Here is a 24,913-nt window from a genome sequence, read left to right as displayed (position 1 = left end):
CTCCCGGGCTGGGACTTCATCGAACCTTGATCGAACGGCGACTGGGACGGCGCCGGGCTTGATCCAACGCCAACCGTTCGTTCGGGGCGCACTCAACCTGCGGGCGGCACGCTGACCTTGCCGATCCCCTGACGGCTGCCCCACGAACGAAAGCCCCGACGTGCGCCCTGTCCTGTTCAGCATCTTCGGCCTCGATATCCAGACCTACGGCGTGAGTAAGGCCGCGGCTGCGTTCATCGCCGCCTACCTCTTGGGCCGGGCGTTCTCCCGTTTGGGGATCAAACGCGACAGCGCGCATTCCCTGGTGTTGTGGGCGACCGTTTGGGGATTCGTTGGTGCGAAGGTGTACTTCGTGCTGGAGAACCTCGACGACCTCAGCTGGCACCACCTCGGGGGCATGGGCTTCACCTGGTACGGCGGGCTCATCTCGGGCACAGTGTCCGCGCTCGTCGTGATCCGCCGCCACCGGCTGCCCCTCGGGCAGGTCGCCGGTGCCACTGCCATCCCGCTCACGGTCGCCTACGGTGTCGGTCGGCTGGGCTGCTTCTTCGCCGGCGACGGAACCTACGGCAAACCAAGCGACCTGCCCTGGGCGATGGCGTTCCCGCATGGTGCCGTTCCCAGCACGGTGCCCGTCCACCCGACCCCTCTGTACGACACGCTCGCCGCGTTCGCGATCGCCGCCGTTCTTTGGTGGGCTCGCCACCGCCTGCCTGGCCCCGGCCTGTTCGGGGGGTACCTCGTGCTCAGCGGAGCAGCCCGGTTCGCTGTTGAGTTCTTGCGCGTGAACACACCTGTGGTCGCCGGGCTCACCCAGCCGCAGCTGTGGTCGATGCTCAGCATCGTGGCGGGCGTCGTCCTGCTGGTGCTTCCCGGTCGAGGGGGCGCGCTGCGGATCGAGCCCGGAGACGGTGACGCGGGCACCAGCACCGCTGGCGCCCCAGCGGTGACCCGGAACGCCTCGTCTTGATCAGACCTTCATGCTGCGGACGGGAGGACTTGACCGTGCTCGGGAACCCTGGTGGTGACGTCGAGCAGGTCACGGTCGGTCGGGAGCGCGAGGGATGTGGTGGTGCCGGATGAGTGCCGTCGAGTGGCTCGTGATGGCGGCGTCGTGGCTAGGAATCCTTGCCTGGGCCGCCTGGTCGGTGGCTCGGATCTTCCCTGCTCCGCGGCGCAGCTCACCGCGGGTCGCAGTTGAGGAGTGGTTTGCTTCCGGCGACATCGACGACGATCTGTACCGACGGCTGCAGGCCGACCTCGACGCCGGGCCAGCAGCCTCGCAGCCGCGATGAAGCCGCCGCCTAGAAGACCGCAGGTCGGCGACCAGCCGTGCGCGTCGGCTTCGTCGCCAACCCGTTACCGCACCTTGAGCTCGAACCGTTCCAATCCATCGAGCTACCCGACGGGCGAGCCCGTCGCAGGGACCGCGCCCAGCACCGACGACCCTTCTCCTTTCCCGACGATGTGAGGCGGCCTCGTGACAACTCCCCCGGCAGCCCTTCCTGTCGTCACCGTCGTCACCGCTCCCGCCTGTCACTTCTGCGAGGATGCCAAGCAAGCACTCACGACACTGTCTGAACAGGCCCCCATGCACATCCGGATCGTCGACATCGACTCCGACGAAGGCAGGGCACTCATCGGCGAGCACCGACCTGCGATGAACCCGTTGGTGTTGCTTGACGGCCGATACTTCTCCGCGGGCAGGCTGCCCCGGAAGAAACTGGCAAAGGAGCTGCGAGGTCGCGCGCCGACCCGTGCAAACTGAACTCCGCGGTTCTGCGCCTCCGCACGCCACGAACAACCAGCACCTGCGCCCGTCTCGCTAGCCACCGATCCAGTCGACAAGGAGCCGATCGATGACCTGGCCGCGTGATCACCGCATCGCGATGGGATATCGCTTCGCCGTGCGCGATCGAGGCGGCAGGTGAGCTTGATCGGCTGGCTGGCGGTCCTCGGAATCGGGGCTGGGGTCGCGTCAGCAGTCTGGGGCGTGAACCGTCTGTTCCCCGGCGCCCTCGAGGCCAGCGGTCGCTCAGTTGAAGACGCTGCGCTCGTCGATCAGGACATTGAGCGGTATCGCGCCCTCGCGGAGGTGCGCCGTCGCACCGAGTGCTCCTGCGACGCCCGCACCGCCGGTGCCCCACCCCTGAGGGTGCAGATCCGCTCCGCGCAGCCAGCCGGGTCGCGGTCGCACCCTGTTGCCACGTCGTGGATGCGACGCCGAACAGTCCACGCCTCGGTTCACCTCTGCCACGCACCGGGCTCACCCCCTGGGTGCGTCGCCCACGGAAGTTCGGTCAGCCCCGCGCGGCCCTTCCCCGGCACGCCGCGCCGGTGCTGCTCTGTTCGACCGGTGTGCTGGGCATACCCGCCGAACTCCCCGAAGGCGCGTGCGAACGGTAGGCCCCCGTCGCAGTAACGGGACGTCGCACGGCAACCGGCCGCTCGCGCGACCTAGGGTCACACTCCCGGAGTTGCTGATGCACGACGCAGCCCGATCGCACGGTGCGCCGCCAGATACACTCAGCAACGAGAGACCACCGCTCGCCGCGACGCGAGCCACAGCGGGCTCGGTGACGTCGATCCCGGCGGTCCCGCCTCACAACCGATCCGGCGCCCCACCGGCCCCTGAGCGCCCCCCTCAACCCGCCTGCTGAACCCATGGAGCTTCGATGACCGCGCAGACCGAGGAGCACGCCCACCACGGCTACATCTCCGACAAGGAGGAGTACCTCAAGCGCCTGCGTCGCATCGAGGGACAGGCCCGGGGCATCTCCAAGATGGTGGATGACGAGAAGTACTGCATCGACATCCTCACGCAGGTCAGCGCGCTGACCAATGCGCTTCAGGCAGTGGCCGTCGGCCTTCTCGACGACCACCTCAAGCACTGCGTGCTCGACGCCGCGCGTATGGGCGGCCCTGACGCTGACCTGAAGATCAAGGAAGCCAGCGACGCGATCGCGCGGCTCGTTCGGTCCTGACCCGGAGCTCACCAGCCCGTTCCTGGCGTTCCTCCCTTCGCCTCCAACACCAAGCGCGTCGGACGGTCGAACACACCTGACCTGTCGAGGTGAGTGGTGATCGGCCGTCCGACGCGCGAACGCCAGACTCTGAAGATCAGCGGCCACGGTACGAACGCACGTGCGACGTCCACTCGTGCACGCAACGCCAGCAGTCGACGTCCCACATCATCTGCAGCCCGCAGCACATCGGGACCTGGTTGTTCATCGTCGTTCCCCTCTCACTCCGCCGTCACTCGCCGGCTCGGCCGTACCCGACACCAGGGGGTGTCACTGCTTGCTGGGAACGCGAGCAGTTCGGACAGGGCGGGTGGCTCCAGGTAGATGTGCGGCAGACACGGCCGCACGCCCGGAGCACAGCAACTCGCGCGAGATGGGATCGTCTTCGGGTGCGGGCCAGGGGACGCGTGACGTCATCGTGGGACCTGAAGCCGGCTTTCGGGTGCGGTGCGCGTAGGGGCCGCTCGGACACCACCGTGAGGGCGGGGCCGTCGGGGGGCGCACCGGCGGGCACCGGCGCCCAGCCGGCCCGCAAGGCTCCGGTCGCGGTCAGGACGCGACCCCGGCCGGGACCGCAGGCGCGGGGCGACGAGCTAGTTGATCTAGATCGTGTTCACCTGGGCGAGCGTCTCGTACGCCTCCGAGTGACCGAGCCCCCGCAGGTAGCCACCGAGCAGCTGGCTGACCACCTCCGCGGTCGTCTCGACGAGCTGGTCGCTGGACGTCGTGATGACCCGTTCGTAGTCAACATTCGGGTACGCGGGGTACGTCTTGGCTCCGAATTGCTGCAACGACCGGATGCTGCGCACCCCTTTGAGGTCGTCCAGGCGCACGCCAACCTGCCACTGCCCGTCGAAGCCCAAGTGCTCTCGACCGAGGCCAGCGGCCACCCGTAGTGCTTGATGCACTGTCGTGATGACGTGCGCTGTCAACGCCAAGCGTTCCGTCCTGGGGGTGTCGGACGCGCGGCCCGAGACAAGACGGATCGAACAGTCGTCACAGACGACCAACACCAGGGTGTCCCGTTCCGGGGCGTCGTCGACCGAGTACGACATCCAGAACCCGTCCGGGTGCTCGCGGACGAACGAGATGTGACCCATGGACGGGGATACGTCCGGTCCGCCTCGCTCGAGGGCTGCCACGTACGAACTCAGCAGGCGGCCCCTGTCGACCATCGAGCTGAGACGGTCGGACAGGCCGGACACCACCGGCTCGGCAAGCAGGAACAGGTGGCTGTTCTGCCGATTCGGGGCCGGGTGGGGGTCGAGGTCCGCGACCCCGGCGAGCCGGTCGGTGAATCCGGAGGCGCGCTCGGCGCGCGCCTGCAGCACGCGGCGCACCTCGGTGTCGCTCAGCACGCGTTTGCCTTCCGCGCTGCGCCCCCAGTACCGCTCGTCGACCATGTGGGGCGCAGACAACGACGCCGGCACGACCACAACAAGAACTACCAGTTCCGGGTCGGTCGGGTGCGTGACCTCGCGCACGGTCAACGGCAGCGGCGGCTTGATCGCCCCATGAGCGACCTGCGATAGCCGCGTCTTCAGGCCCTCCGGGGGTACTCCCACGACCACACCGGCCCTGCGGTTGTCGTCCTGCACCCCGATGAGCAGCACCCCGCCATCGAGGGAGAGGGAGGCAAGGTCCCGAGCTAGTTCGGTGTTCGCCTTGCGGTTCGAGGCAGGAACCTGCTCCTTGAGCTCGACCCACTGACTCTCGTCCAGCACACCAGCTTGAGCCGCCGAGACGACCTCATCCCAGGTGTTCAGCGGAACGAGACCGGACACCGGCCCGAGGTAGTGGGAGTCGACCACCAGCTCCGCCCCTCCTCAGCGCGTCGCGCGGTACTGGTCGAGCACGGCGCTCGGGATGCGGCCGCGTGCCGGGATGTCGATTCCCCGCGAAGCAGCCCACTCACGCACCGTCGCCGGCTCGTAGTCCCGACCCGCACTGCGCGAGCGGCTCCCGGTGCGGCCCGAGGTGCGTCCCGCGATCTTGCGAGCGTGCCCGACGTACCCGGAGATGGTGTCGCGGAGCTCGCTCGCGTGCGCTCCGTTGAGGTCGATCTCGTAGCTGATGCCGTCCAGAGCGAACGTGACGGTTTCGTCGGCGGTGGAACCGTCGATGTCGTCGATGAGCGTGATCTGCGTCTTCTGAGCCATGTGTGCCGAGTCCAATCGCGTTTCGTGTCGTAGCCGATCGCGCAACGTTGACGGTTGATGACGGTCGTTGCCCAGCGGCGCACTCGCGCAGATCGTAACGAAGGTTCATGTCGGACCGAATAACGCTGCGAGGTGCACGTGCCGGCTCGAGCTACTGCCGTAGGTTGTGATCATGACGCCGGGGCGCGACTTCATCCTGCTCGGTGCCGGCTTCTCCCGGGCAATCAGCGGAGCGATGCCGCTGCTGAACGACCTCAGCGACGAGGTCCTCCCTCGGGTTGGCCTTCACACCGACTCTCTGGTCCCGTATGGCGGGAACTTCGAAGCATGGATGTCGCACCTCGCCGTGGATCAGCCGTGGCTGACCGACGCGCAGAACTACCGCAACAAGGCCCTATTCGCCGAAGCGAGCCAAGCCGTCCAGGACGTCATCGTCGAGCGTGAGGCGAGAGCGACCGCGACGCCGCCTCCCGAATGGATGACCAGGTTGCTGATGCACTGGTCGCATCGACAGGCGGTGCTTTGCTCCTTCAACTACGACCTGCTGGTCGAGCGGGGTCTGAGCTCACTGCGGATGCTGCAGTCGTGGAGCGACCTGTACGCGGTCGCGCTCGAGCAGCGGCATCCCCCCGGGGTGGGGTTGATGCTCTCCTCTTCGCCCTCCGGAGACCGGATCCCGGAACTTCTGAAGCTCCACGGGTCCATCAGTTGGGCCTACGGGGGGCCGAACGCACCGGTCAGCGACCGCATCACGCTGACGAAGTCCGAGCTGCAGTGGTCCACGGCGTTCTCCGCGCCCGAGCCTCGTGGACGTTACCGCGCGTTGCACGACGGCCTCGTCCCGCTGATCGTGCCGCCGACCAGTACCAAGAGCGGGTTCTACTCCAACTTGTCTTTGCGGGCGCAGTGGCGCCGCGCCCACGACGCCCTGCGTCACGCGAAGTCGCTGACCGTGATCGGTTACTCCTTCCCCCCGGGCGACCTGCAGACGCGCCATTTCGTCGCCGAAGCGATCGCCCCAGGCATTCCCGTGACGGTGGTTGACCCAGCCGAAGCTGCGCGGCAGAACGTAAGCGACCTCCTGCGACGTGACGACGTCGTCGGCTTCGATGGCGCGCACCCGGTCACGGACTACGTCGGATCGACGTGCGGATCGGTGCTGCGATTCGGCGTGCGTTCCGGGGAACGGCCCCGCCCGATGATCACGGTCGACGGCGTCGACCAGGTCCCGACGGACTGGGCCGCTCCCGACGTGACACCCGGGGACGAGTACCAGGCCGCCCGCGAATGGCTACACCGGGAGGTGAACCGGCGCTGGCCCGACCTTCCACCGGAGCACGACGACCCCTGGGCAGACGACTCGCTGTCTGATCGGGTACAGGTGACCTTCCTCGACCCGGACCGCCCACCCGCCCCGTCCTAGATCCACCTTGCCGCGGTCGAGCCGCACCGTTCCACGCACGCAACGGTCCAAAGACCGAGACGGGGCCCACCCGCGCCGTCTAGCCTGGCGTCCCACATCGAAAGAGCGGGCATCTGTGCCCAGCAAGGGGGCCGAGCGGTGACGGAGTCCACCGAGGTCACGGTGACCTCCTCCTCGGGTGAGGTCGGTCTGCCGGTCACGCTCGCGGCGTTCGAAGAGGCGCTGCTGAACCACGCCGAGGCGATGGGTCTGCCCTCCGGCGGCGTGCTCGTGCCGGTCCCGCAGCGCGTCCAGGTCCTGACCAACATGGACGGCGCGATGGCCGGGCTCACGACCGACAAGCGCGCCCAGTCGATGTACCTGTCGAAGTTCATGATGGCGGTGAGCGCCGGGCTGTTCGACGCGGCCCTGAACTACCTGTGGGACGAGACGATCACCGAGCTGCGCAAGCGGATCGTCGCCTACGACCTGAACTACTTCTTCGACCTGGCCGTCGCCACGCCCGAGAAGCGCAAGGACCTGCGCGGAGCCGACGATCTGGTCAAGATCACCGACGAGGAACTGATCCAGGCCGCCGCCCGGATCGGGTTCATCTCTCCGGTGGGTCGCCAGCAGCTCGATCTCGTTCGCTTCATGCGCAACCACGCCAGCGCCGCACACCCGAACCAGCACGAGCTGCAGCCGTTCACGCTGCTGGGCTACATGGAGACCTGCATCAAGGAGGTCATCACCCTCCCGCAGACCTCCACGATGGTCGCCACGTCACGGCTGCTGTCGAACATCAAGACGACGACGCTGACCGCCGCCGACACCGCCACGTTCACGACCCTGTTCAACGGGCTGCGCCCCGACCAGGCCGAGACGCTCGCGAACGGCCTGTTCGGGATCTACGTCACGCTCGACTCGACCGCGACCACTCGCGACAACATCCGGCTCGTCCTGCACCACCTGTGGCCGCACCTGACCGACGACACCAAGTTCAGCTTCGGCACCCGCCACGCCCGGTTCAAGGCGAACCTGGACACCAAGCAGGCCGACTTCGCGCGCGAGTTCCTGGAGTCCGTCAACGGCGAGTCCTACCTGCCCGAGGACGTCCGCACCGCGGACATCGACGTGCTGCTCGACCGGCTGCACCTCGCGCACAACGCGATGGACAACTTCTACACCGAGCCTCCGATCATCCGGGAGCTCGCCGCCTACGTCGGGACTCTGCCGATTCCCGATGGTGTGCGCGTGAAGTACGTGAACGGCCTGGTCGAGATCTTCCTCGGGCGGGCGAGCGGGGTGTCCTGGTCCGCCGCGGCGATCTGCGAGACCCTGCTCGGCCAGCTCACGCCGGCGGAGGCGGCTCTGACGCTACGCATCATCACCGGCAACGAGTTCGCCGCCCTGCTGGACTACTCCAAGCCGGTCCAGCAGTTCGACAAGCTGGTCGCGATCCTCGCGCCGAAGATCGTCGGTCGCGCCGCGACCGCGCTGCTCGACCACGTGCAGCAGTTCACCGGTCCGCGGCGGTCGATGGCCCTGGACACGAAGATGACCGAGCTGCGCGCTGCCGCTGCCGCTGAACCGAAGTGACCGCAGCGGCACGTTTCGGCCAGACCGGGCGCTGACATGGTCCCGAACGCCGTTCAAGACCAGATCGCTTTGGGCTAAGACGGGCACGCGCCGGACACAGGCGCGGCCGGCAGCCAATAGGCCGTCTGATCCGCCGTCGCGAACCTGGACGCCCGAGTCCGACCACCAAGGATCTCTAGGGGGTGCCGGGCCGCGGTCTTGGTCAAGGTCAGCGATCGGAAACCACCGTCGGGAGCTGCGCGACGCCGACTACTGGAGTCGTCCGGCGCAGCGTCAGGGCCGCGGCCGGGTCCAGAGGCTCGAGGTACAGCCACATGTCTTGCCCGACGACGATCCCGTTCGACATGGTCGTCCCGCTCAAGTGCTGCACGCCCATCACCCGCAAGGGCTGGTCGTCGCGGCGCAGCGCAGCGCGCGGGAACCGCAGATCGTCGCCGACCGGGCCAGCCACAACCCTCGTCGCGGTGACCGTACCGTCCGGATCGGTCGCCTCGATCAGGTAAGCCGCCCCAGACGCGGTCGTCACGAACCACCGACCGGGCGTCCGCATGGGGTCAACGGGGTCGCTCATCAGGCTCGTCGTCCTCGCCGAGCTGAACGGTGGGGTGCAGACGCTCCTGCATCGGCGGCCGCAGGTACGCCAATACCTCCCAGCCGAACCCCGCGGCGTCGAACCGGCCGGAGCGCCAGAACGCCCAGGACATCGCGGCTGCGTACAGGTAGCGCTCGTGCTGCAGCGTCCACAGGTCCCACCCGACGACGACCGCGATGCGCGTGCCGCCGTCGGTCAGGACCACCGGGAGGCCCGCCTCCACGCTGCTGCGGATCTTCTTGTACTTCGGGATCACGCCCGCCACAGGCATGACCCGCTCGGTCGCCTCCCACCAGAACCCGCGGCGACGGTCACCGGACGCGCTCATCGCCAACACCCGACCTCGAGGATCTTGTCGATCTGCGACGGCGAGAACCTCACGGCCGAGTGCCCGCGCTGCCTGGACTCGATCACGGCACCCGCGGCGAGCCCCACCTGGGTCGGCAGCGACCACAACCACCGGCGTCCGGTCCCGGTCACAGCGGGTCGTCCTGCGGGAAGGCCGGCAACCCGGCGAGCTCTTCGGCCTCGACGTAGTCGATCGACGTCACCAACCGCTGGATCCAGAACCCGTAGTCCGCACCGTCAGGGTCCCAGTCGTACACGTAGTGGTGCCGGTCCCCGACCCGGATCACCCCGAGATCGCCGTGGAGCAGCGACTTCACCGACACCAGCGGCACCCATCGCCCGTCACCCGGCCCGACCGCGGACGTCGGCCCGGGCTGACGCAGCAGCAACATCGAGTCCAGGTCGAGGAAGTACACCGTCCGCGAGAGCGACCGGATCGCCCACACCCCGGTTCCGTCGGACAGGACGAGCTCGGCGACGTGGGCGCCACTCACCGCAGGCTCCGTGGCCGGATCGGGGAGACGTGCCGCTCCCACGGTTCGGGAATCGGATCACCGTTGACCACGGCGCGCGCTTCGACGTCGGGGGTTCTGCCGGCCTGGTACTGCAACGCCGTAAGGATCGCGGACTCGTACCCGTACCGCCAGCCTCTCCGGAACTCACTGCGGGCGCGGATCTGACCGGCGCCGGCGATCACGACCATCGCGAACGCGCAGATCGTGACCGCAACCGGCTGGCCGGTCAGCAGCGACCCGATCCCTCCGGAGAGGCCGAGGATGGTGATCAGGTACGTGGGACCCCACCATGCAGCCCGGGCGACGACGTCCGGGGTGTTGGTGGGGTCGGGGGTGCTCGCTCGCATGGTGGCGTCCTCTTCTCGAGGGGAGCGTGAACTGCGGGGTGTGGCCCGGGGTTCAGGGTCGCGATGTCACCGACGGTAGTGACCAACTCGACTCAGAGTACGCACGTTCGGGCCTGCGTCAAGACTCGCAGTCCTGGGGAGGCAATGTTTGAGCCGATCAAACGGGCAAGGTGTCTATACGCTACGTGTCATGGCGAGGGCGACCGAGAGTCCGTCGACCCAAGGACCGCTCGTGCCTACCGTCGAGCAGGTGCCCGTCCCTCCCAGAGAGCTCGCCCAACGCCTCGCGTTCGGCTCAAGCCTGCGGCTGATCAGGACGAACGCCGGCCTCACCCAAGAGGAGCTAGCCCACGCGGCGGGTCTCGACCGGACCTACATCGGCAGCGTCGAGAACGGGCGACGCAACCTGTCACTCAAGGCCATGTGGCAGCTCGCTGACGCACTCGCGGTGTCGCCGCGGGCGTTCTTCCCTGTCCGCGAGGACGACGGCGCCGTCCGCGCCTCCAAGCCGTCAGGAGCCTGAACCGGGGACTCGCTGCTCACCCTCGTGCTGAGCGGCCCGCACGGCCGGACGACGGGCTCCCTTTTCCCGCACGGCCAGGGTCAGACGCCGTGCGCCTGAGAGCTTCTCCACGAGGTCCTCAAGCTCTTTGCTCGAGGTGGCGACCTTCGTCCGTGCCTCGAGTACCCGCCGCTTGGACGTCGGGTCCAGCTGTGAGGTGTCGAGGAGGAGCAGCATCCTGGTCGCCGTGTCCAGCTCGCCGTTGAGCCGCACCATTGCTTCGAGGACCTCAGGAGCGACGTAGACCCGGTCGACGCGCACCTGCTCGGCAACGTAGTTGCTGGCGCCGGACGCGCGGCCGGCCTTCTTCGCCTTCCAGGTCGCCTGGTACCACCGTCGGTACGCGGCCCGGTGAGCGTCGCACCGCTCGCCCTTGGCCGCGATGCGGTGGCCGAACTTCCAGCAGTCGACGCAGATGTTCGAAGGTACGGATGTCGACAAGAGTCGTCCCTCGGGTGGAGAGTGGTCCTCGCGACGGAGCGCGGCTGATCCTGATGACGGTGCGGATCGGGCCTGACGATACCCCGCTGTCGCTCACTGTGTAGACGTGGGCCCACACGTTCGGTCGACGGCTGTCGACATGGAACCCGCCCAGATCGGCGATCCCGTCGGTCCCATCACGTTGATTGGTAGGCGTGCGGAACAAGCCGCACCCCGGGTCATCCCGGCCAAGTACAGAGACATCCGAAGCCCAGGCAAGCAAAAAGCGCCACCCGACGGGTGACGCTCTCGCTGGCCGAGGAGTTCGCAGCTCCAGGGCCGAGGTTTGGAGTCCTCGTTGATGACTGTAGACCGGCGTGCCCACAGCACGCCAGAGTTCGACGCGCCCGTCGGCGTGACCTCGATCGCTCGAGTGGCGGTGCGCGTCCGTGGCTAAGCGCACGTCACCGAAGAGGACGCCTCACACCGTCGCGACTCCTGAGGTGATCGAGTACCGGATCGCGACCTACCGACCCAAGGGCGTGATGACCGCCGAGCAGTGGGAGTCGATCGAGCCGAACGTGCGCGACGCCACTCGGCGGTTCGCTCCGAAGTCGCTGTCGGCCGTGTACCTGACGATGCGTGCGGTCACCATGTTCTTCCTGTGGGCGACCGAGCAGCACCTGCCGCTGGACATCGAGCGACTGTTCGTCTCGGAGAACGTCGAGCGCTTCTCCGAGACCGGGATGAACCACCTGGCGCAGCACTCCCGCGCCTCGTACCGGTCCGCGCTCCGCGGGATCGGCCGGACCATCACCAGGAAGGCGCCGTGGGCGCCCGAGCCTGCACGTCTGAAGCGGACGACGCTCGCCGACCCCTACCCGCACAGCGACCTGGCGTGGCTGTGGGAGATCTGCCTCACGCAGCGTTCGGAGGTCCGCCGCCGCGCCGGTGTCGCGACGATGGCGTTGTGCCATGGCGCCGGCCTGACCGGCGCGGAGTTCTCGACCTTGCACGGCTCGAGCGTCGAGATGGTCGACGGGGTCGCCGTCGTCCACATCACCGGAGCTCACGCTCGGGACATCCCGGTGCTTCCGCAGTACGCGGACGAGCTCGTGCGTCTGTCCTTGGCCTACGTGGACGGTCCGATGTTCTCCGACCGTGCACCGACGAGGAACTGGACGTCGGGCGTCCTTCAGTACCTGGAGGTCCCGGCCGGTGCACCCCGACTGGTCCCGTCGCGGTTGAGGACCACGTGGATGGTCGCGCTGTCCACGGCGGGGGTGCGCATCTCTGAGCTGCAGCACCTCGCGGGAGTCAAGACGTTGAAGGGCTGGGAGGACTTCACCAGATTCGTCCCGCGCCGTGACGACGCGGTCCTGCGCCAGCTGATCGGTGGTGGCCTGTGACCGCCCCGCTGCTGCTGGTCCCGCTGCCGAAGTATGTCGTGGAGGCGTGCGACCTCTCCCTGGCTCAGGCCACGAAGGTCGCGGAGGCGATCGTGGACGCCACCGGCCTGGCGGATGCGTTCGAGTTCTCCTTGACATCGCACACCGGTGCCCCCCGGCAGGTGTCGTGGCGGACGCTGCTGGTCGTGTACGTCACCGCCGGAATCCGAGGTGGCGACATGCTCCTGACGTTGGTCCAGAAGACGGCCGCGGAGATGCTCCGCGACGGCCTCCTGCCGGCGAAGGTGTCGTACTGCCAGCTGTGGGACAACCTTGACCACTTCACGACCGCACTGGACGCCGGCTACGTGGTGTCCGCTCACTCTCACGAGCTTGAGGTGAACAAGCGCACCGGTGAGTTGACCGACTGCCCGAAGAGCTGCACCGGTGGCCGGCCCATCACCCGTGAGCTGTTCTCCGCTCTGCTGCTGCAGGCGTCCGCGTTCCCCGCCGGGATGACGATGAGCACGACGGTGTTCGCTCTGGACTCGACCGACAAGGAGACGTGGGCAGCTCGGAAGTCCTGGGCGAAGCTCCCCGACATCGACCAGTCCTCTGGTGCGGTGCGCCCCGAGGACGAGGGTGAGAAGGTCAACTCGCAGGACTCGTTCACCACTCCGGGGTGGCCCCGCCTCGGGCACGACGGCCGCGCCCAGCACTCCGCAGACGTAGACGCCCGCAGCGGGTACGTCTCGGGCAAGAACATGCGCCGCAAGGGCGTGTTCATCGGGTTCGACGAGCACGTCGGCACCCAGGTCCCCGAGTTCGGTGATCCGGAGATCCCGCACGTCGCGCTGACGCTCGTGACTGCACCGGCCGGGTCGGACAAGGCCGCTGCCGGCATCCTCGCGGTCGATGCACTCCGCGCCGTCGGTTACGACGTCAAGGAGCTGCTGTCCGACCGCGGGTACACGTACCTGGACGCCGAGAAGTGGGCGAATGCCCTGCGCGCCCGCGACATCGCCCAGACGTTCGACCTGCACAAGAACCAGCGCGGTGTCCACCCCGGCCCCACCATGGGGACCATCTGGGTTGACGGCGGACTGTTCACCGACGCGCTGCCGGAGCATCTGCGCAACCTCCCGGGGTTCAAGCTGGGGCTGACCGCCGAGGAGAAGATCGCGCTGCAGGCCCAGTACGACGAACGCCTCCCGTACGCGTTCTCCCCGTACGGGGAGATCAAGCCCACCGGCCGCCGATGGCGCGGCCCGACGTGGATGCGCTGGGTCCGCTGCCCGAACGACCCTGAGTCGATGCGTCTGCCGTACGACCGCCCGACGACGAACTGCAAGCCGGCGTACACCGACCCGGTCACCGGCAAGCGCATCGTCCCGTGCGGCTGCCACAAGACCGTCACCGTGTCCTTCAACGAGTACGCCCGCGAACGCCAGCCGCTGCTGTACGGCACGACGACCTGGGCCGCGTCGTACGGTCGACGCACCGCGATCGAAGCGTTCAACTCCGAGATCCGCACCCACCGCGGCATGAACTTCCGCCGCGACTGGTGCCGGGTCCGCGGCGCCGCCCGCACCCACGCCTTGGTGACGTTCGGTCTCGTCGGCGTGAACGTCCGCCTCCTGCGCGACTGGTACACGACCCGCGGGCAGGCAGACCCGTGGATGGTCGCGATCGGTGACACCTCTGACCCGGACTTCGCGTTGGTGCACCTGCGGCGAACCGCTCAGCCCCGCAAGAAGGCCCTGCACGTCCGGGTCACCACCGGTGACATCCCCCGCCGCACCGAACCCCGACCCAAGTACCCGTTCGTGCCGAAGCACCTGCGCCCCAAGCACCTGCGGGAGGCCGCCGAGGCCGCTGCCCGGGCCGAGTCCGACACCACCGGCACCGCCCACGACACGCAGGACCACACCCCGCCTCACCAGCCCGGCTAACCCCACGGGCGGGCCTCCTAGCCCGCACGAACTGAACAGCACCACCCACACAGCCCGCTGACCACCCCGGTCAGCGGGCCCTTCGGCGTACCCGCGAGCGCCAACCCGAGCCCACCAACCACCAGCTCCAGCACCCCAGCGTGCTAGCGAAACCGCAGGTCAGACCCACAAACGAAGAACCCCCGGCCGGAGACACTCCGACCGGGGGTTACCCGAACTGCTCTGCCTGTCCTAGACGAACAAGCCTGTGTGCGCGAGGGGGGATTTGAACCCCCACGCCCTTTCGGACACTGGCACCTGAAGCCAGCGCGTCTGCCGTTCCGCCACTCGCGCGCCGCAGAAGATTAACACGATTCCGAGGGGCCTCCTGACCACTCCCCGGACCGGGCTCCCGACCGCCCCGGCGGCCCCGCCTGCACAGCCCGCGCACACCCCGCCGCGACCTCTTCACCAGGGACGCGCCACTCCCGTCGTCCCCAGGGAGAGCCCGCGGACCTGGTCCGCGGCTACCATCGACGCAGTGTGTCGGGCGCACGTCGGTGCCCGGCCGTTCGCGCGTGCGGTGAGGAGGTGGTGGGCGTTGGGCATCCTGGACCGGTTCGAGCACGGTGTGGAGCGCGTCGTGAACACCGCGTTCGCCAAGGCCTTCCGCAGCGAGGTGAAGCCCGTCGAGCTGGCGAGCGCCCTGCGCCGCGAGGTCGACGACCGGGCCGCCGTCGTGGGCCGCGACCGCACGGTCGTGCCGAACGAGTTCACGCTGGAGCTGTCGCCCTCGGACTACGACCAGGTGGAGGCGTGGGGCGCCGAGGCCCTCGCCGACGAGCTGGCCGCGAACGTCACGGAGCACGCGACGAGCCAGCGGTACGCGTTCGTGGGCCCGGTGACGGTGGCGTTCCACGAGTACGAGGACCTGGAGACGGGCCGGTTCCGGGTGAAGTCGGCGACGGTGCGCGGCGCGGCCGCCCCGGCGACGACCGCCGCCCCGAGCCCGCGGCACCCGCTCATCGACATCGACGGGCAGCGCTACCTGCTCACCGGCCCGGTCACGGTCATCGGCCGCGGCTCGGAGGCGGACATCGTGGTGGACGACCCGGGCGTGTCCCGACGGCACCTGGAGATCCGGGTCTCCCCGCAGGGCGTCGTCGCGTCCGACCTCGGCTCCACGAACGGGTTGTTCGTCGAGGGCCACCAGGTCCCGGCCGCGACACTCCTGGACGGGAACACGCTCACCATCGGCCGGACCCGCATCATGTTCTGGACGGGCGACGGCGACGGACAGGACCAGGACGAGTGAGTCACGGCACGCAAGGCACGCATGAGTGAGCTGACGGTCACCCTGCTCCGCCTGGGCTACCTCGTGCTCCTGTGGGCCTTCGTGCTGTCCGCGATCGGGGTGCTGCGCCGCGACCTGTACGGGACCCGGATCACGACCCGCCGCAAGCCGCGGGCCGCGGCCCCGGCCGCCGGTCCCGCCACCACGCCGTCCCCGGCGCCCGCCCCCGAGCGCGGACGCGGCCGGCGCGCCGGCCCGACCCGCCTGGTCGTGACCGAGGGTCCCCTGCGCGGCACCACCCTGCCGCTCGGGTCGACCGCGGTGCTGATCGGCCGCGCGCCCTCCTGCACGCTGGTGCTGGACGACGACTACTCGTCCTCCCGGCACGCCCGGGTGTACCCCGAGGGCGGCCAGTGGCTGGTCGAGGACATGGGGTCCACCAACGGCACGTTCCTCGACGACCAGAAGGTGACCTCCGCGGTCCAGGTCCGCCCCGGTGCGCAGATCCGCATCGGCCAGAGCGTCCTCGAGCTGCAGGGGTAGCGGGGATCGTGGGCATCGCGCTGCGGTACGCCGCCCGGTCCGACGTCGGACTGGTCCGGTCGAACAACCAGGACTCGGCGTACGCCGGGCCGCACCTGCTGGTGGTCGCGGACGGCATGGGCGGGCACGCCGGCGGCGACGTCGCGTCGTCCGTGGCGATCGCGGCGCTCGCGCCCCTGGACGGCGAGTCGCACGGCCCCGACGACGCGCTGGACGAGCTGGAGCGCGCGCTCGAGGAGGCCCGCGAGGAGATCATCAGCCGCTCGGAGTCCAACCCCGAGCTCGCCGGCATGGGGACGACGGTCACGGCGATCCTGCGCGCCGGCAACAAGCTCGCGATGGTGCACCTCGGCGACTCCCGCGGCTACCTGCTCCGCGACGGCGTGCTGACCCAGGTCACGACCGACCACACGTTCGTCCAGCACCTGGTCAACACCGGGAAGATCACGCCCGAGGAGGCGGAGACGCACCCCCAGCGCTCCGTGGTCATGCGGGTGCTCGGCGACTTCGACGTCGACATCGCCCCCGACCTGTCCGTCCGCGAGGCGCGCGCCGGCGACCGCTGGCTGCTGTGCTCCGACGGGCTGTCGGGCTTCGTCAGCGGCGAGACGATCGCCCGGACGCTGTACGAGCTGCCGGACGTCGACACCTGCGCCGAGCGCCTGGTCCAGCTCGCGCTGCGCGCGGGCGGCGGCGACAACGTCACGGTCGTCGTCGCCGACGTGCTGGAGCTGAACGACGTGCGCGACGGCGCCGGGCCCACCACGAACGCGGTGGTCGTCGGCTCGGCGGCCGTGTCCCGCAACCGCCCGACCGCGGCCCAGGACGGACCGGCCGCACGGGCGGCCGAGCTGTCCCGCCAGGCCAGCACCCCCGGCGGCGGAGTCGCCGTGGTCGACGCGGGTGACGACGAGGAGGACGACCCCGAGGAGCACCGGCGCCGCCGGCGGCGCCGGGCGCGCCGCGTCGTGCTGGGCCTGCTCGCGGCCGTGCTGCTCGCTGCCGGCGCGTTCGGCTTCTACCGCTGGACGCAGACCCAGTACTACGTCGGCGTGGACGGCGAGGTCGTCGCCATCTACCGCGGCATCCCGCAGTCGGTCGGCCCGGTCTCCTTCTCCGAGGTCGTGGAGACCAGCGACGTCGTCGTCGACGACCTGCCCGCCTTCGTGCGCGAGCGCCTGGAGCAGACCATCCACACCGCGACGCTGGCGGACGCCCGCGAGCGGGTGGCCACGCTGGCGGAGGACGCCGAGCCGGAGCCGAGCCCGACACCGACCCCGACGGCCACGCCCGGCCCGGCGGCCGCTCCCGGCGCGACCGCGCCCCCGGCGGGTCCCTGATGGCGACGGTGGAGGCGCACCGCGTACGCGCGGGCCGCGGCACCGAGCTGGCCCTGCTGGTGCTGGCCCTGGCGATCGCGATCGCGGCGTACGCGCTGGTCGGGATCGGCGCGACCGACGAGCTGCCGGCCGACGTGCTGGGCTACGGCGCCGGCCTCGCGGGCCTGGCCCTGGTCGTGCACCTCGTGCTGCGCTGGCGCGCGCCCTACGCGGACCCGGTGATCCTGCCGTCGGTGATCGCGCTGAACGGCATCGGGCTCGCGATGATCTACCGCATCGACCTGGCCCGCGAGGCCCGCGGCGGCACGGAGATGTTCGCCGGCAAGCAGCTCGCGTGGTCGGCGATCTCCGTCGTGCTGGCCTGCGTGGTGCTGGTCGTGCTGCGCGACCACCGCACGCTGCGCCGCTACACCTACACCGCGATGGTGGTCGGCCTCGTGCTGATCGTGCTGCCGCTGGTCCCGGGCCTCGGCGTGACGATCAACGGCGCGCGCATCTGGATCCGCGCGCTCGGGTTCTCCCTGCAGCCCGCCGAGCTCGCCAAGATCGCGCTGGCCGTGTTCTTCGCCGGCTACCTCGTCACGCACCGCGACACGCTCGCGCTGGCGGGGCCCAAGGTGCTCGGCCTGCAGCTCCCCCGGCTCCGCGACCTCGGGCCGATCGTCGTCGTCTGGGCCGCCTCCATCGCCGTCCTGGTGCTGCAGAGCGACCTCGGCACGTCCCTGCTGCTGTTCGGCCTGTTCGTGGCCATGCTCTACGTCGCGACCGAGCGGCTGTCCTGGATCGTCATCGGCATGCTGATGTTCGCCGGCGGTGTGGCCGTCGCGACGGCCACGTTCGGCCACGTCGCCGCCCGCTTCCACATCTGGCTGCACGCGCTCGACCAGGACGTCTTCGAGCGGTCCCCGGGCGGCTCCGGCCAGCTCGTGCGCGGGCTGTTCGGCCTGGCCAGCGGCGGGCTGTTCGGCACCGGGTGGGGGCAGGGCCGCCCGGACCTGGTGCCGTTCGCCGAGTCGGACTTCATCATCGCGTCCCTCGGCGAGGAGCTCGGCCTGACCGGCCTGATGGCGATCCTCACGATCTACCTGGTGCTGTGCCAGCGCGGCCTGCGCACCGCGATCGGCGTCCGCGACGGGTTCGGCAAGCTCCTCGCGGCCGGCCTCGCGTTCGTCATCGCGTTCCAGTGCTTCGTCGTCGTGGGCGGCATCACGCGGATCATCCCGCTGACCGGCCTGACCACGCCGTTCCTCGCCTACGGCGGCTCCTCGCTCCTCGCCAACTGGATCGTCGCCGCGCTGCTGCTGCGGATCTCCGACGACGCCCGGCGCCCCGCGCCCGAGCCCGGCGGCGAGCTGCTGTCGACCCCGGCCGGCGGCCTGCCGCTCGACGAGGACGCCCGCAACCCCGTCGCCGTCGCCGGTGACGACCAGCCCACCGAGCAGCTGCGCCGCACCTCCGGAGGTGGCCGCGCGTGAACACCGCCCTCCGCCGCCTGGCGACCGTCGTCGTCGTCATGTTCCTGGCCCTGCTGGCCGGCACCACCTGGGTGCAGTTCGGCCAGGCCTCCGCGCTGAACAACGACTCCCGCAACGTGCGGACCCTGTACCGGGAGTACGGCAAGCCGCGCGGTCCGATCATCGTGGCCGGCCAGCCGATCGCGCAGTCGACGCCCGTGGACGACCCCTTCGGCTTCCAGCGCTCCTACAGCCAGGCCGAGCTCTACTCGACGGTGACCGGCTTCTACTCCGTCGTGAACGGCGGCTCGCAGCTCGAGCGGGCCATGAACGACGTGCTCACCGGCCAGGCCGACTCGCTGTTCTGGTCGCGGATCCAGGACCTGATCACCGGCGCGCAGCCCCAGGGCTCGTCGATCGAGCTCACCCTCGACCCGGCGGCGCAGCAGGCGGCGTACGACGCGATCGACGGCCAGCAGGGCGCGGTCGTGGCGGTCGAGCCGTCGACCGGCCGGATCCTCGCGATGGTGTCGACACCGGGCTTCGACCCGAACGCCCTGGCCACGCACGACACCACGGCGGCGAACGCCGCGTACCAGCAGCTGCTCGCGGCCGACGGCGACCCGCTGATCAACGCCACCACCAGCGAGAACTACCCGCCCGGGTCCACGTTCAAGCTGGTGACCGCCGCCGCCGCGCTCGAGTCCGGCGGCTACACCCCGGAGTCCGTGCTGTCCGCCCCCGACGTCTACACGCTGCCCGGCACCCGGACGACGCTGCCGAACTTCGGCGGCTCGTCCTGCGGCGCGAACCAGCAGACCACCCTCGCCGACGCCCTGCGCATCTCCTGCAACACCGCCTTCGCGTCGCTCGGGGTCGACCTCGGGGACGACGCGATCCGGGCCCAGGCGGAGAAGTTCGGCTTCGGGCAGACCGACCTGACCGTGCCGATGCGTGTCGCGGCGTCGCAGTACCCCGACGACCTGGACGACGCCCAGACCGCGCTGTCCGCGATCGGGCAGGAGTCCGTCCGGGCGACGCCGGTGCAGATGGCGATGGTCGCCGCCGGGATCGCCAACGGCGGCACGGTCATGACGCCGTACCTCGTGCAGACGGTCCGCACCGCCAACCTCGACGTCGTCAGCGAGGCCGAGCCCACCGAGCTGTCCCAGGCCGTCTCCGCCACCACCGCGCAGCAGCTGACCGACATGATGGTCGGCGTCGTGCAGTCCGGCTCCGGCACCTCCGCGCAGATCCCGGGCGTCCAGGTCGCCGGCAAGACCGGCACGGCGCAGACCGGCGTCGAGGGCGACGCCCCGCACGCCTGGTTCACCGGCTTCGCGCCCGCCGACGACCCGCAGGTCGCCGTCGCGGTCATCGTCGAGCACGGCGGCTCCGTCGGCTCCGAGGCCACCGGCGGCCGGGTCGCCGCTCCGATCGCCAAGGCCGTCATGGAGGCGGTGATCAACCAGTGAGGCCCGCACCCGGCGTCGTCCTCGGCGGCCGCTACCGGCTGACCCGCCAGATCGCCGTCGGCGGCATGGGCGAGGTCTGGGCCGCGCACGACCAGTCCCTCGCCCGGGACATCGCCATCAAGGTGCTCCGCGAGGAGTACGCCGGCGACACCGGCTTCCTCGAGCGGTTCCGCACCGAGGCCCGCAACGCCGGCAGCCTGTCGCACTCCGGCATCGCCGCGCTGTTCGACTACGGCGAGCAGGACGGCTCCGCGTTCCTCGCGATGGAGCTCGTCCTCGGCGAGCCCATGAGCGACCTGCTCGAGCGCGAGCCGGTGCTGCCCCCGCGCCGGCTGCTGCCGATCCTCGCCCAGACCGCGCGCGCCCTGCACGCGGCCCACGAGGCCGGCGTGGTGCACCGCGACGTCAAGCCCGGCAACATCCTCATCACGCCCACCGGCAAGGTGAAGATCACCGACTTCGGCGTCTCGCTGTCCAGCAACCAGGTCCCGATGACCGCCACCGGCATGGTGATGGGCACCGCGCAGTACCTCTCCCCCGAGCAGGCCGTCGGCGGCCCCGCCACGGCGGCGTCCGACATGTACGCGCTCGGGATCGTGGCCTACGAGGCGCTGGTCGGGCACCGGCCGTTCACCGGGCCGACCGCCGTCGACATCGCGGTCGCCCACGTGAACACCCCGGTGCCGCCGCTCCCGCCGTCGGTCGACCGGCAGATCGCCCGGCTCGTCATGCGGCTGCTCGCCAAGGACCCCGCCGACCGGCCGCGGACCGCCGAGGAGCTGGCCGACCTGTTCGACGCGCTCGTCCCGCACACCCCCGCCGGGGGCAGCCCGCCGGTGTCGATCGTGCCCGGGCGGGCGGCGTCGTCCGCGGGCGGGACCCGCGCCGCCGCCGGGACCGGCGCGGGTGCGCGCGGCGGGGACTCCCCCGCGCGCGGCGTGACCGGCTCCCGGCCCAGCGACGCCGGGGCCATGCGGGTGCGCGGCTCGGCCGCGCCCGTCCACGCCGGGGCCACCGGGGCGCCGCCCTCGTTCGACCCCCGGACCGGGCGGCCGACCACCGGCCCCGGTGCCGCCGCACCGACCTACCGCGCGACCGCGGGCCGCGGGGGCGCGCACAGCAACCCGACCACCCGGGCGCACGCCCGCGTGCAGCCGGGCGGCGGCGGGCGGTTCCACGTCCGCTGGCCGCTCCTGGCGCTCGCCGTGCTCGTGGTGGCGCTCCTGGGGGCCGCGCTGGCCGACCGCCTGACCGGGGACACGGGATCGCTCGCCCCCGTGGGTACCGGCGAGTACACCCGGGCGGCCGCCGAGGGTGGGATGATCTGGCGAGCACAGTCCGGCGCAGCCGCGCCGGACGCGCAGACGACGACAGCGAAGGACGCCTAGTGGTGGACGACGGATCCCGGATCCTCGCCGGACGGTACGAGGTCGGTGAGCTCATCGGCCGCGGTGGCATGGCCGAGGTGCACATCGGGCACGACACGCGCCTCGGGCGCACCGTGGCGATCAAGATCCTGCGCTCCGACCTCGCGCGCGACCCGTCGTTCCAGGCGCGGTTCCGCCGCGAGGCGCAGGCCGCCGCCGGGCTCAACCACCCGTCCATCGTCGCCGTGTACGACACCGGCGAGGACGTCTACACCGAGCCGACCGGTGCGACCGCGCACGTGCCGTTCATCGTCATGGAGTACGTCGAGGGCCACACGGTCCGCGACATCCTCCGCGACGGGCAGGCCGTGCCGATCGAGGAGGCCATCGAGATCACCGCCGGCGTGCTGTCGGCGCTCGAGTACTCGCACCACGCCGGCATCGTGCACCGCGACATCAAGCCCGCGAACGTCATGCTGACCCCCACGGGCGCGGTCAAGGTGATGGACTTCGGCATCGCGCGCGCCGTCGCCGACTCCGCGGCCACCATGACGCAGACCCAGGCCGTCATCGGCACCGCGCAGTACCTGTCGCCCGAGCAGGCCCGCGGCGAGACCGTCGACGCCCGCTCCGACCTGTACTCCGCGGGCTGCCTGCTGTTCGAGCTGCTCACCGGCCGGCCCCCGTTCATCGGGGACTCGCCCGTGGCCGTGGCCTACCAGCACGTCCGCGAGATCGCCCCGGCGCCGTCCTCCGTCGCCTCCGACGTCCCCGAGGTGCTCGACCGGATCACCGCGAAGGCGCTGGCCAAGGAGCGGGACGCCCGCTACTCCTCCGCCGCCGAGTTCCGCGCGGACCTCGAGGCCGCCGCCCGCGGCGGCGCCGTGTCCGCGCCCGCCGTGGCGCCCGCGCTGCTCGGCGCCGGTGCCGCGACCCAGGTCCTCACCCCCGACGCCGCCGCCACCCAGGTCATGCCCGGCGACGCGCCCGCCTGGGCGCCCACCGGCCCCGGGACCTCCGTGCTGCCCACGCAGGACGGGGAGGAGCCCGAGGAGGAGAAGAAGTCGAAGCGGTGGCTGTGGATCACGCTGAGCGTGATCGCGGTCCTCGCGGTCGGCGGCATCGTCTGGCTGCTCATGCAGGACCGCGAGCCCGACGTGCGGATGGTCGAGGTGCCCGCCGTCGCGGGCCAGGCCGAGGCCGCCGCGACCAGCACCCTGACGACCGCCGGGTTCGAGGTCGTCCGCCAGGAGGAGCCGAGCGCCGACGTGCCCCAGGGCAGCGTCACGCGCACCGACCCCGCGGGCGGCGAGGACGCCGAGGAGGGCTCCGAGGTCACGCTCTTCGTGTCCACGGGGCCGACCGCCGTCACCGTGCCCGACGTCTCGGGGCTCACCCAGGACCAGGCGCGGCAGCAGCTCACCGACGCGGGCCTCACCGTGGGCTCCGTCCGCGAGGACGACAACCCCGCGCAGCCCGAGGGCCGGGCGCTCGGCACCGAGCCCGGCGCGAACCAGTCGGTCGCCGAGGGGTCGTCGGTGACGCTCGTGATCTCCTCCGGCCTGGTCCAGCTCCCCGACCTGTCCGGCCAGACCGAGGACGCCGCCAAGCAGACGCTCAACGGCCTCAAGCTCACGGCGAACACCTCGACCGAGGAGAGCGCGGACGTGGCCGCCGGCTCCGTGATCCGGCAGGACCGCGCGCCGGGCCTGGTGCCGCAGGGGACCGTCGTGAACCTGACGATCGCCACGGCCCCGACCACCGTGACCATCCCGAACGACATCGTCGGCAAGTCCGAGGCGGACGCCACCGCGCAGCTCCAGGGCCTCGGCCTCACGGTGGACGCGGTGTCCTCGGACGACCCGTCGAGCCAGCCCGCCGGCACGGTCATCTCGTCCGACCCGCGCGTCGGCTCGAAGGTCGCGATCGGCAGCACCGTGACCCTGACCCTCTCCTCGGGCCCCAACCCCACGGGCGGCGGCAACGAGGGCAACGGCGGCGGCAACACCGGCGGCGGCAACGCCGGCACCGGCGGCTGACCCACCCCCCGCACCGCCCCGGGCCCCGGCCCTCGCCGCCTTGCCCGTGGCGCCGAGATAGGACCCGCGCGTCGACGTAGGGCCCTATGAGGCCCTATCTCGGCGCGCAAGCCCTATCTCGGCGAGCCGGACCGAGCCGCGCGGCGGAAGGCGCGGCTGAGGCGGTCACCGAGAGTCCCGAGGTCCGCGAGGTCCGGCCACGTGACGCGGACGACCGTCCAGCCCTCGTCCTCCAGCGCGTCCTGGCGCCGCTTCTCCTCGAAGACCGTTCGGGCCGCGGTCGCGCGGTCCCGGCCGTACTTGACCCGCCCGTCGAACTCGACGGCCACGCGCTCCGCGTGCCATCCCAGGTCCACCCACCGCCAGCCGAGGCGGGTCGCGACGGCGACCTGCAGGTCCGGTGCCGGGAGCCCCGCGGCGATGACCGCCCACCTCGTCAGCGACTCGCCGGCCGACTCCGCCCGGCCGTCGGCGTGCTGGAGCACCTCACGCGCTCGACGCACGCCTCGGCGGCCGACCGCCCGCTCGGTGATCTCAGCCAGCAGGACCCGGTCCGCGCCGGCACGCAGCGCTGAGTCGGCCACCACGAGTCCGGGCCCCGGCGGCAGGGTGGCCGCGCAGTCGAACGCGGTGCGCTCCAGCGGCGACACCGGGAGGGTGAGGGCGCGGCTCACCTCCGTGGCCCGGTCCGCCGCGCTCGTCCAGTGCCAGGCGACCGCAGCGCCGTCCTGCCGACGGCGGACGTGCGGGTTGATCAGGCTGGTGACGTGCACCCGACGCGGGATCGACGCGACGTCGCACCCCCACAGAACGGCGGCCGTCGTGTGGCTGAACCAGTGCTCGCCCGTGAGCACGAGGTGCAGCGCCGCGGCCCGCGCGAGCAGCGCGTGCCGCTGCGCGGCCCACGGTGGATCGGAAGGGCCGGGCGCACCGTAGACGCCGCGGAGCACCCGGACGAGAGCCCCGTCGCGCACGCGTCGGCGGATCTCGTCGGGCGCGAGACCGGCGGCACGCACGACCCGCGGGACGTCGGGCCGGACGACCGGTGGGGCCGCCCGACGCGGCGGGGCGTCTCCCCTCGCGAGGTCGGGGGCGGGCGTGCGTCCGAGGCGGGG

The 24,913-nt window shown here is 70.9% G+C and carries 23 protein-coding genes and 1 tRNA gene; 15 read left to right on the top strand and 9 right to left on the bottom strand.

Features of this window, described 5'->3' with window-relative positions; translation table 11 throughout:
* Positions 1-160: 160 nt before the first annotated feature.
* From MHY85_RS01995 to MHY85_RS01985, 3 genes are all read left to right on the top strand, one after another.
* Entirely contained in the window at positions 161-970 is an 810-nt protein-coding gene (locus MHY85_RS01995; RefSeq protein ID WP_239192458.1) for a prolipoprotein diacylglyceryl transferase, read from the top strand.
* A 510-nt stretch (positions 971-1,480) separates the two neighbouring features.
* A complete protein-coding gene (locus MHY85_RS01990) occupies positions 1,481-1,768 on the top strand; it encodes a glutaredoxin family protein (protein ID WP_239192455.1) in 288 nt (95 codons plus the stop codon).
* A gap of 907 nt (positions 1,769-2,675) precedes the next feature.
* Positions 2,676-2,984: a metal-sensitive transcriptional regulator gene (locus MHY85_RS01985; RefSeq protein WP_239192452.1), complete on the top strand. Its 309-nt coding sequence runs from the start codon at positions 2,676-2,678 to the stop codon at positions 2,982-2,984.
* Positions 2,985-3,625: 641 nt separating this feature from the next.
* Here the strand turns inward: MHY85_RS01985 and MHY85_RS01980 are convergent.
* Both MHY85_RS01980 and MHY85_RS01975 read right to left on the bottom strand, forming a co-directional pair.
* The gene (locus MHY85_RS01980) at positions 3,626-4,834 is read right to left on the bottom strand and encodes a helix-turn-helix domain-containing protein (RefSeq protein WP_239192450.1); all 1,209 of its coding nucleotides are present in this window, start codon (positions 4,832-4,834) and stop codon (positions 3,626-3,628) included.
* Positions 4,835-4,849: 15 nt separating this feature from the next.
* A complete protein-coding gene (locus tag MHY85_RS01975; protein ID WP_239192447.1) occupies positions 4,850-5,182 on the bottom strand; it encodes an Lsr2 family protein in 333 nt (110 codons plus the stop codon).
* A gap of 172 nt (positions 5,183-5,354) precedes the next feature.
* Here MHY85_RS01975 and MHY85_RS01970 point away from each other — a divergent pair, with 172 nt between their 5' ends.
* Both MHY85_RS01970 and MHY85_RS01965 read left to right on the top strand, forming a co-directional pair.
* Positions 5,355-6,605: a hypothetical protein gene (locus tag MHY85_RS01970; RefSeq protein WP_239192445.1), complete on the top strand. Its 1,251-nt coding sequence runs from the start codon at positions 5,355-5,357 to the stop codon at positions 6,603-6,605.
* 138 nt (positions 6,606-6,743) lie between these two features.
* Positions 6,744-8,183, top strand: coding sequence for a hypothetical protein (locus MHY85_RS01965; protein ID WP_239192442.1), 1,440 nt, complete (start codon positions 6,744-6,746; stop codon positions 8,181-8,183).
* A gap of 208 nt (positions 8,184-8,391) precedes the next feature.
* Here the strand turns inward: MHY85_RS01965 and MHY85_RS01960 are convergent, their stop codons facing one another.
* The 4 genes from MHY85_RS01960 to MHY85_RS01945 all read right to left on the bottom strand — a co-directional run bounded on the left by MHY85_RS01960 (position 8,392) and on the right by MHY85_RS01945 (position 9,985).
* The gene (locus MHY85_RS01960; RefSeq protein ID WP_239192439.1) at positions 8,392-8,754 is read right to left on the bottom strand and encodes a hypothetical protein; all 363 of its coding nucleotides are present in this window, start codon (positions 8,752-8,754) and stop codon (positions 8,392-8,394) included.
* Positions 8,738-9,103, bottom strand: a complete 366-nt coding sequence (locus tag MHY85_RS01955; RefSeq protein WP_146837675.1) for a hypothetical protein — start codon at positions 9,101-9,103, stop codon at positions 8,738-8,740. The genes MHY85_RS01960 and MHY85_RS01955 overlap by 17 nt, the downstream gene beginning before the upstream one ends.
* Positions 9,104-9,251: 148 nt before the next feature.
* Positions 9,252-9,617, bottom strand: a complete 366-nt coding sequence (locus tag MHY85_RS01950; RefSeq protein WP_239192436.1) for a hypothetical protein — start codon at positions 9,615-9,617, stop codon at positions 9,252-9,254.
* On the bottom strand, positions 9,614-9,985 hold the full coding sequence (locus MHY85_RS01945) for a hypothetical protein (RefSeq protein ID WP_239192433.1): 372 nt from the start codon (positions 9,983-9,985) through the stop codon (positions 9,614-9,616). The genes MHY85_RS01950 and MHY85_RS01945 overlap by 4 nt, the downstream gene beginning before the upstream one ends.
* A 232-nt stretch (positions 9,986-10,217) precedes the next feature.
* On the opposite strand from MHY85_RS01945, the gene MHY85_RS01940 reads away from it, so the two are divergent.
* Complete coding sequence (locus MHY85_RS01940) at positions 10,218-10,508, top strand: helix-turn-helix domain-containing protein (RefSeq protein WP_239192423.1); 291 nt, start codon at positions 10,218-10,220, stop codon at positions 10,506-10,508.
* Here MHY85_RS01940 and MHY85_RS01935 read toward each other — a convergent pair.
* The gene (locus tag MHY85_RS01935) at positions 10,497-10,988 is read right to left on the bottom strand and encodes a hypothetical protein (protein WP_239192420.1); all 492 of its coding nucleotides are present in this window, start codon (positions 10,986-10,988) and stop codon (positions 10,497-10,499) included. The two genes, MHY85_RS01940 and MHY85_RS01935, sit on opposite strands and share 12 nt — an antisense overlap.
* A 482-nt stretch (positions 10,989-11,470) precedes the next feature.
* Here MHY85_RS01935 and MHY85_RS01930 point away from each other — a divergent pair, with 482 nt between their 5' ends.
* Both MHY85_RS01930 and MHY85_RS01925 read left to right on the top strand, forming a co-directional pair.
* Complete coding sequence (locus MHY85_RS01930; protein ID WP_239192417.1) at positions 11,471-12,376, top strand: hypothetical protein; 906 nt, start codon at positions 11,471-11,473, stop codon at positions 12,374-12,376.
* Positions 12,373-14,307, top strand: coding sequence for a hypothetical protein (locus MHY85_RS01925; protein ID WP_239192414.1), 1,935 nt, complete (start codon positions 12,373-12,375; stop codon positions 14,305-14,307). Before MHY85_RS01930 ends, MHY85_RS01925 begins: the two co-directional genes overlap by 4 nt.
* Positions 14,308-14,557: 250 nt before the next feature.
* Here the strand turns inward: MHY85_RS01925 and MHY85_RS01920 are convergent.
* A tRNA-Leu gene (locus MHY85_RS01920) sits at positions 14,558-14,640 on the bottom strand.
* A 247-nt stretch (positions 14,641-14,887) separates the two neighbouring features.
* Between MHY85_RS01920 and MHY85_RS01915 the strand changes: the two genes are divergently transcribed.
* The 7 genes from MHY85_RS01915 to pknB are packed head-to-tail and all read left to right on the top strand — an operon-like array spanning position 14,888 to position 23,798.
* Complete coding sequence (locus MHY85_RS01915) at positions 14,888-15,601, top strand: DUF3662 and FHA domain-containing protein (RefSeq protein WP_154727698.1); 714 nt, start codon at positions 14,888-14,890, stop codon at positions 15,599-15,601.
* A 21-nt stretch (positions 15,602-15,622) separates the two neighbouring features.
* On the top strand, positions 15,623-16,123 hold the full coding sequence (locus MHY85_RS01910) for an FHA domain-containing protein (RefSeq protein WP_239192412.1): 501 nt from the start codon (positions 15,623-15,625) through the stop codon (positions 16,121-16,123).
* An 8-nt stretch (positions 16,124-16,131) separates the two neighbouring features.
* Positions 16,132-17,463, top strand: coding sequence for a Stp1/IreP family PP2C-type Ser/Thr phosphatase (locus MHY85_RS01905; protein ID WP_239192409.1), 1,332 nt, complete (start codon positions 16,132-16,134; stop codon positions 17,461-17,463).
* Positions 17,463-18,938 carry an FtsW/RodA/SpoVE family cell cycle protein gene (locus MHY85_RS01900; RefSeq protein WP_239192406.1) on the top strand — a complete coding sequence of 492 codons (1,476 nt, stop codon included), beginning with the start codon at positions 17,463-17,465 and terminating at the stop codon, positions 18,936-18,938. Before MHY85_RS01905 ends, MHY85_RS01900 begins: the two co-directional genes overlap by 1 nt.
* Positions 18,935-20,392 (top strand): penicillin-binding protein 2, encoded by a 1,458-nt coding sequence (locus MHY85_RS01895; protein WP_239192404.1) that lies wholly within the window; start codon positions 18,935-18,937, stop codon positions 20,390-20,392. The genes MHY85_RS01900 and MHY85_RS01895 overlap by 4 nt, the downstream gene beginning before the upstream one ends.
* Positions 20,389-21,780 carry a serine/threonine-protein kinase gene (locus MHY85_RS01890; RefSeq protein WP_239192402.1) on the top strand — a complete coding sequence of 464 codons (1,392 nt, stop codon included), beginning with the start codon at positions 20,389-20,391 and terminating at the stop codon, positions 21,778-21,780. Before MHY85_RS01895 ends, MHY85_RS01890 begins: the two co-directional genes overlap by 4 nt.
* A gap of 2 nt (positions 21,781-21,782) precedes the next feature.
* On the top strand, positions 21,783-23,798 hold the full coding sequence (gene pknB / locus MHY85_RS01885; RefSeq protein WP_308191296.1) for a Stk1 family PASTA domain-containing Ser/Thr kinase: 2,016 nt from the start codon (positions 21,783-21,785) through the stop codon (positions 23,796-23,798).
* Positions 23,799-23,911: 113 nt separating this feature from the next.
* Here pknB and MHY85_RS01880 read toward each other — a convergent pair whose 3' ends face one another.
* Positions 23,912-24,772 carry a hypothetical protein gene (locus MHY85_RS01880; RefSeq protein ID WP_239192398.1) on the bottom strand — a complete coding sequence of 287 codons (861 nt, stop codon included), beginning with the start codon at positions 24,770-24,772 and terminating at the stop codon, positions 23,912-23,914.
* Positions 24,773-24,913 lie beyond the last annotated feature (141 nt).

Origin of the sequence: Cellulomonas sp. ACRRI, from assembly GCF_022346185.1 — a bacterium.
Classification (GTDB): Bacteria; Actinomycetota; Actinomycetes; order Actinomycetales; family Cellulomonadaceae; genus Cellulomonas.
The sequence above is the reverse complement of the archived record's forward strand: the minus strand, read 5'-3'. Positions and strand labels throughout refer to the sequence as shown.

Excerpts from the sequence above, each read along its gene's own strand:
- MHY85_RS01975 (WP_239192447.1), bottom strand. The coding sequence starts at position 5,182 with ATGGCTCAGAAGACGCAGATCACGCTCATCGACGACATCGACGGTTCC.
- MHY85_RS01985 (WP_239192452.1), top strand. The coding sequence starts at position 2,676 with ATGACCGCGCAGACCGAGGAGCACGCCCACCACGGCTACATCTCCGAC.
- MHY85_RS01900 (WP_239192406.1), top strand. The coding sequence starts at position 17,463 with ATGGCGACGGTGGAGGCGCACCGCGTACGCGCGGGCCGCGGCACCGAG.
- MHY85_RS01910 (WP_239192412.1), top strand. The coding sequence starts at position 15,623 with ATGAGTGAGCTGACGGTCACCCTGCTCCGCCTGGGCTACCTCGTGCTC.
- MHY85_RS01960 (WP_239192439.1), bottom strand. The coding sequence starts at position 8,754 with ATGAGCGACCCCGTTGACCCCATGCGGACGCCCGGTCGGTGGTTCGTG.
- MHY85_RS01970 (WP_239192445.1), top strand. The coding sequence starts at position 5,355 with ATGACGCCGGGGCGCGACTTCATCCTGCTCGGTGCCGGCTTCTCCCGG.
- MHY85_RS01945 (WP_239192433.1), bottom strand. The coding sequence starts at position 9,985 with ATGCGAGCGAGCACCCCCGACCCCACCAACACCCCGGACGTCGTCGCC.
- MHY85_RS01955 (WP_146837675.1), bottom strand. The coding sequence starts at position 9,103 with ATGAGCGCGTCCGGTGACCGTCGCCGCGGGTTCTGGTGGGAGGCGACC.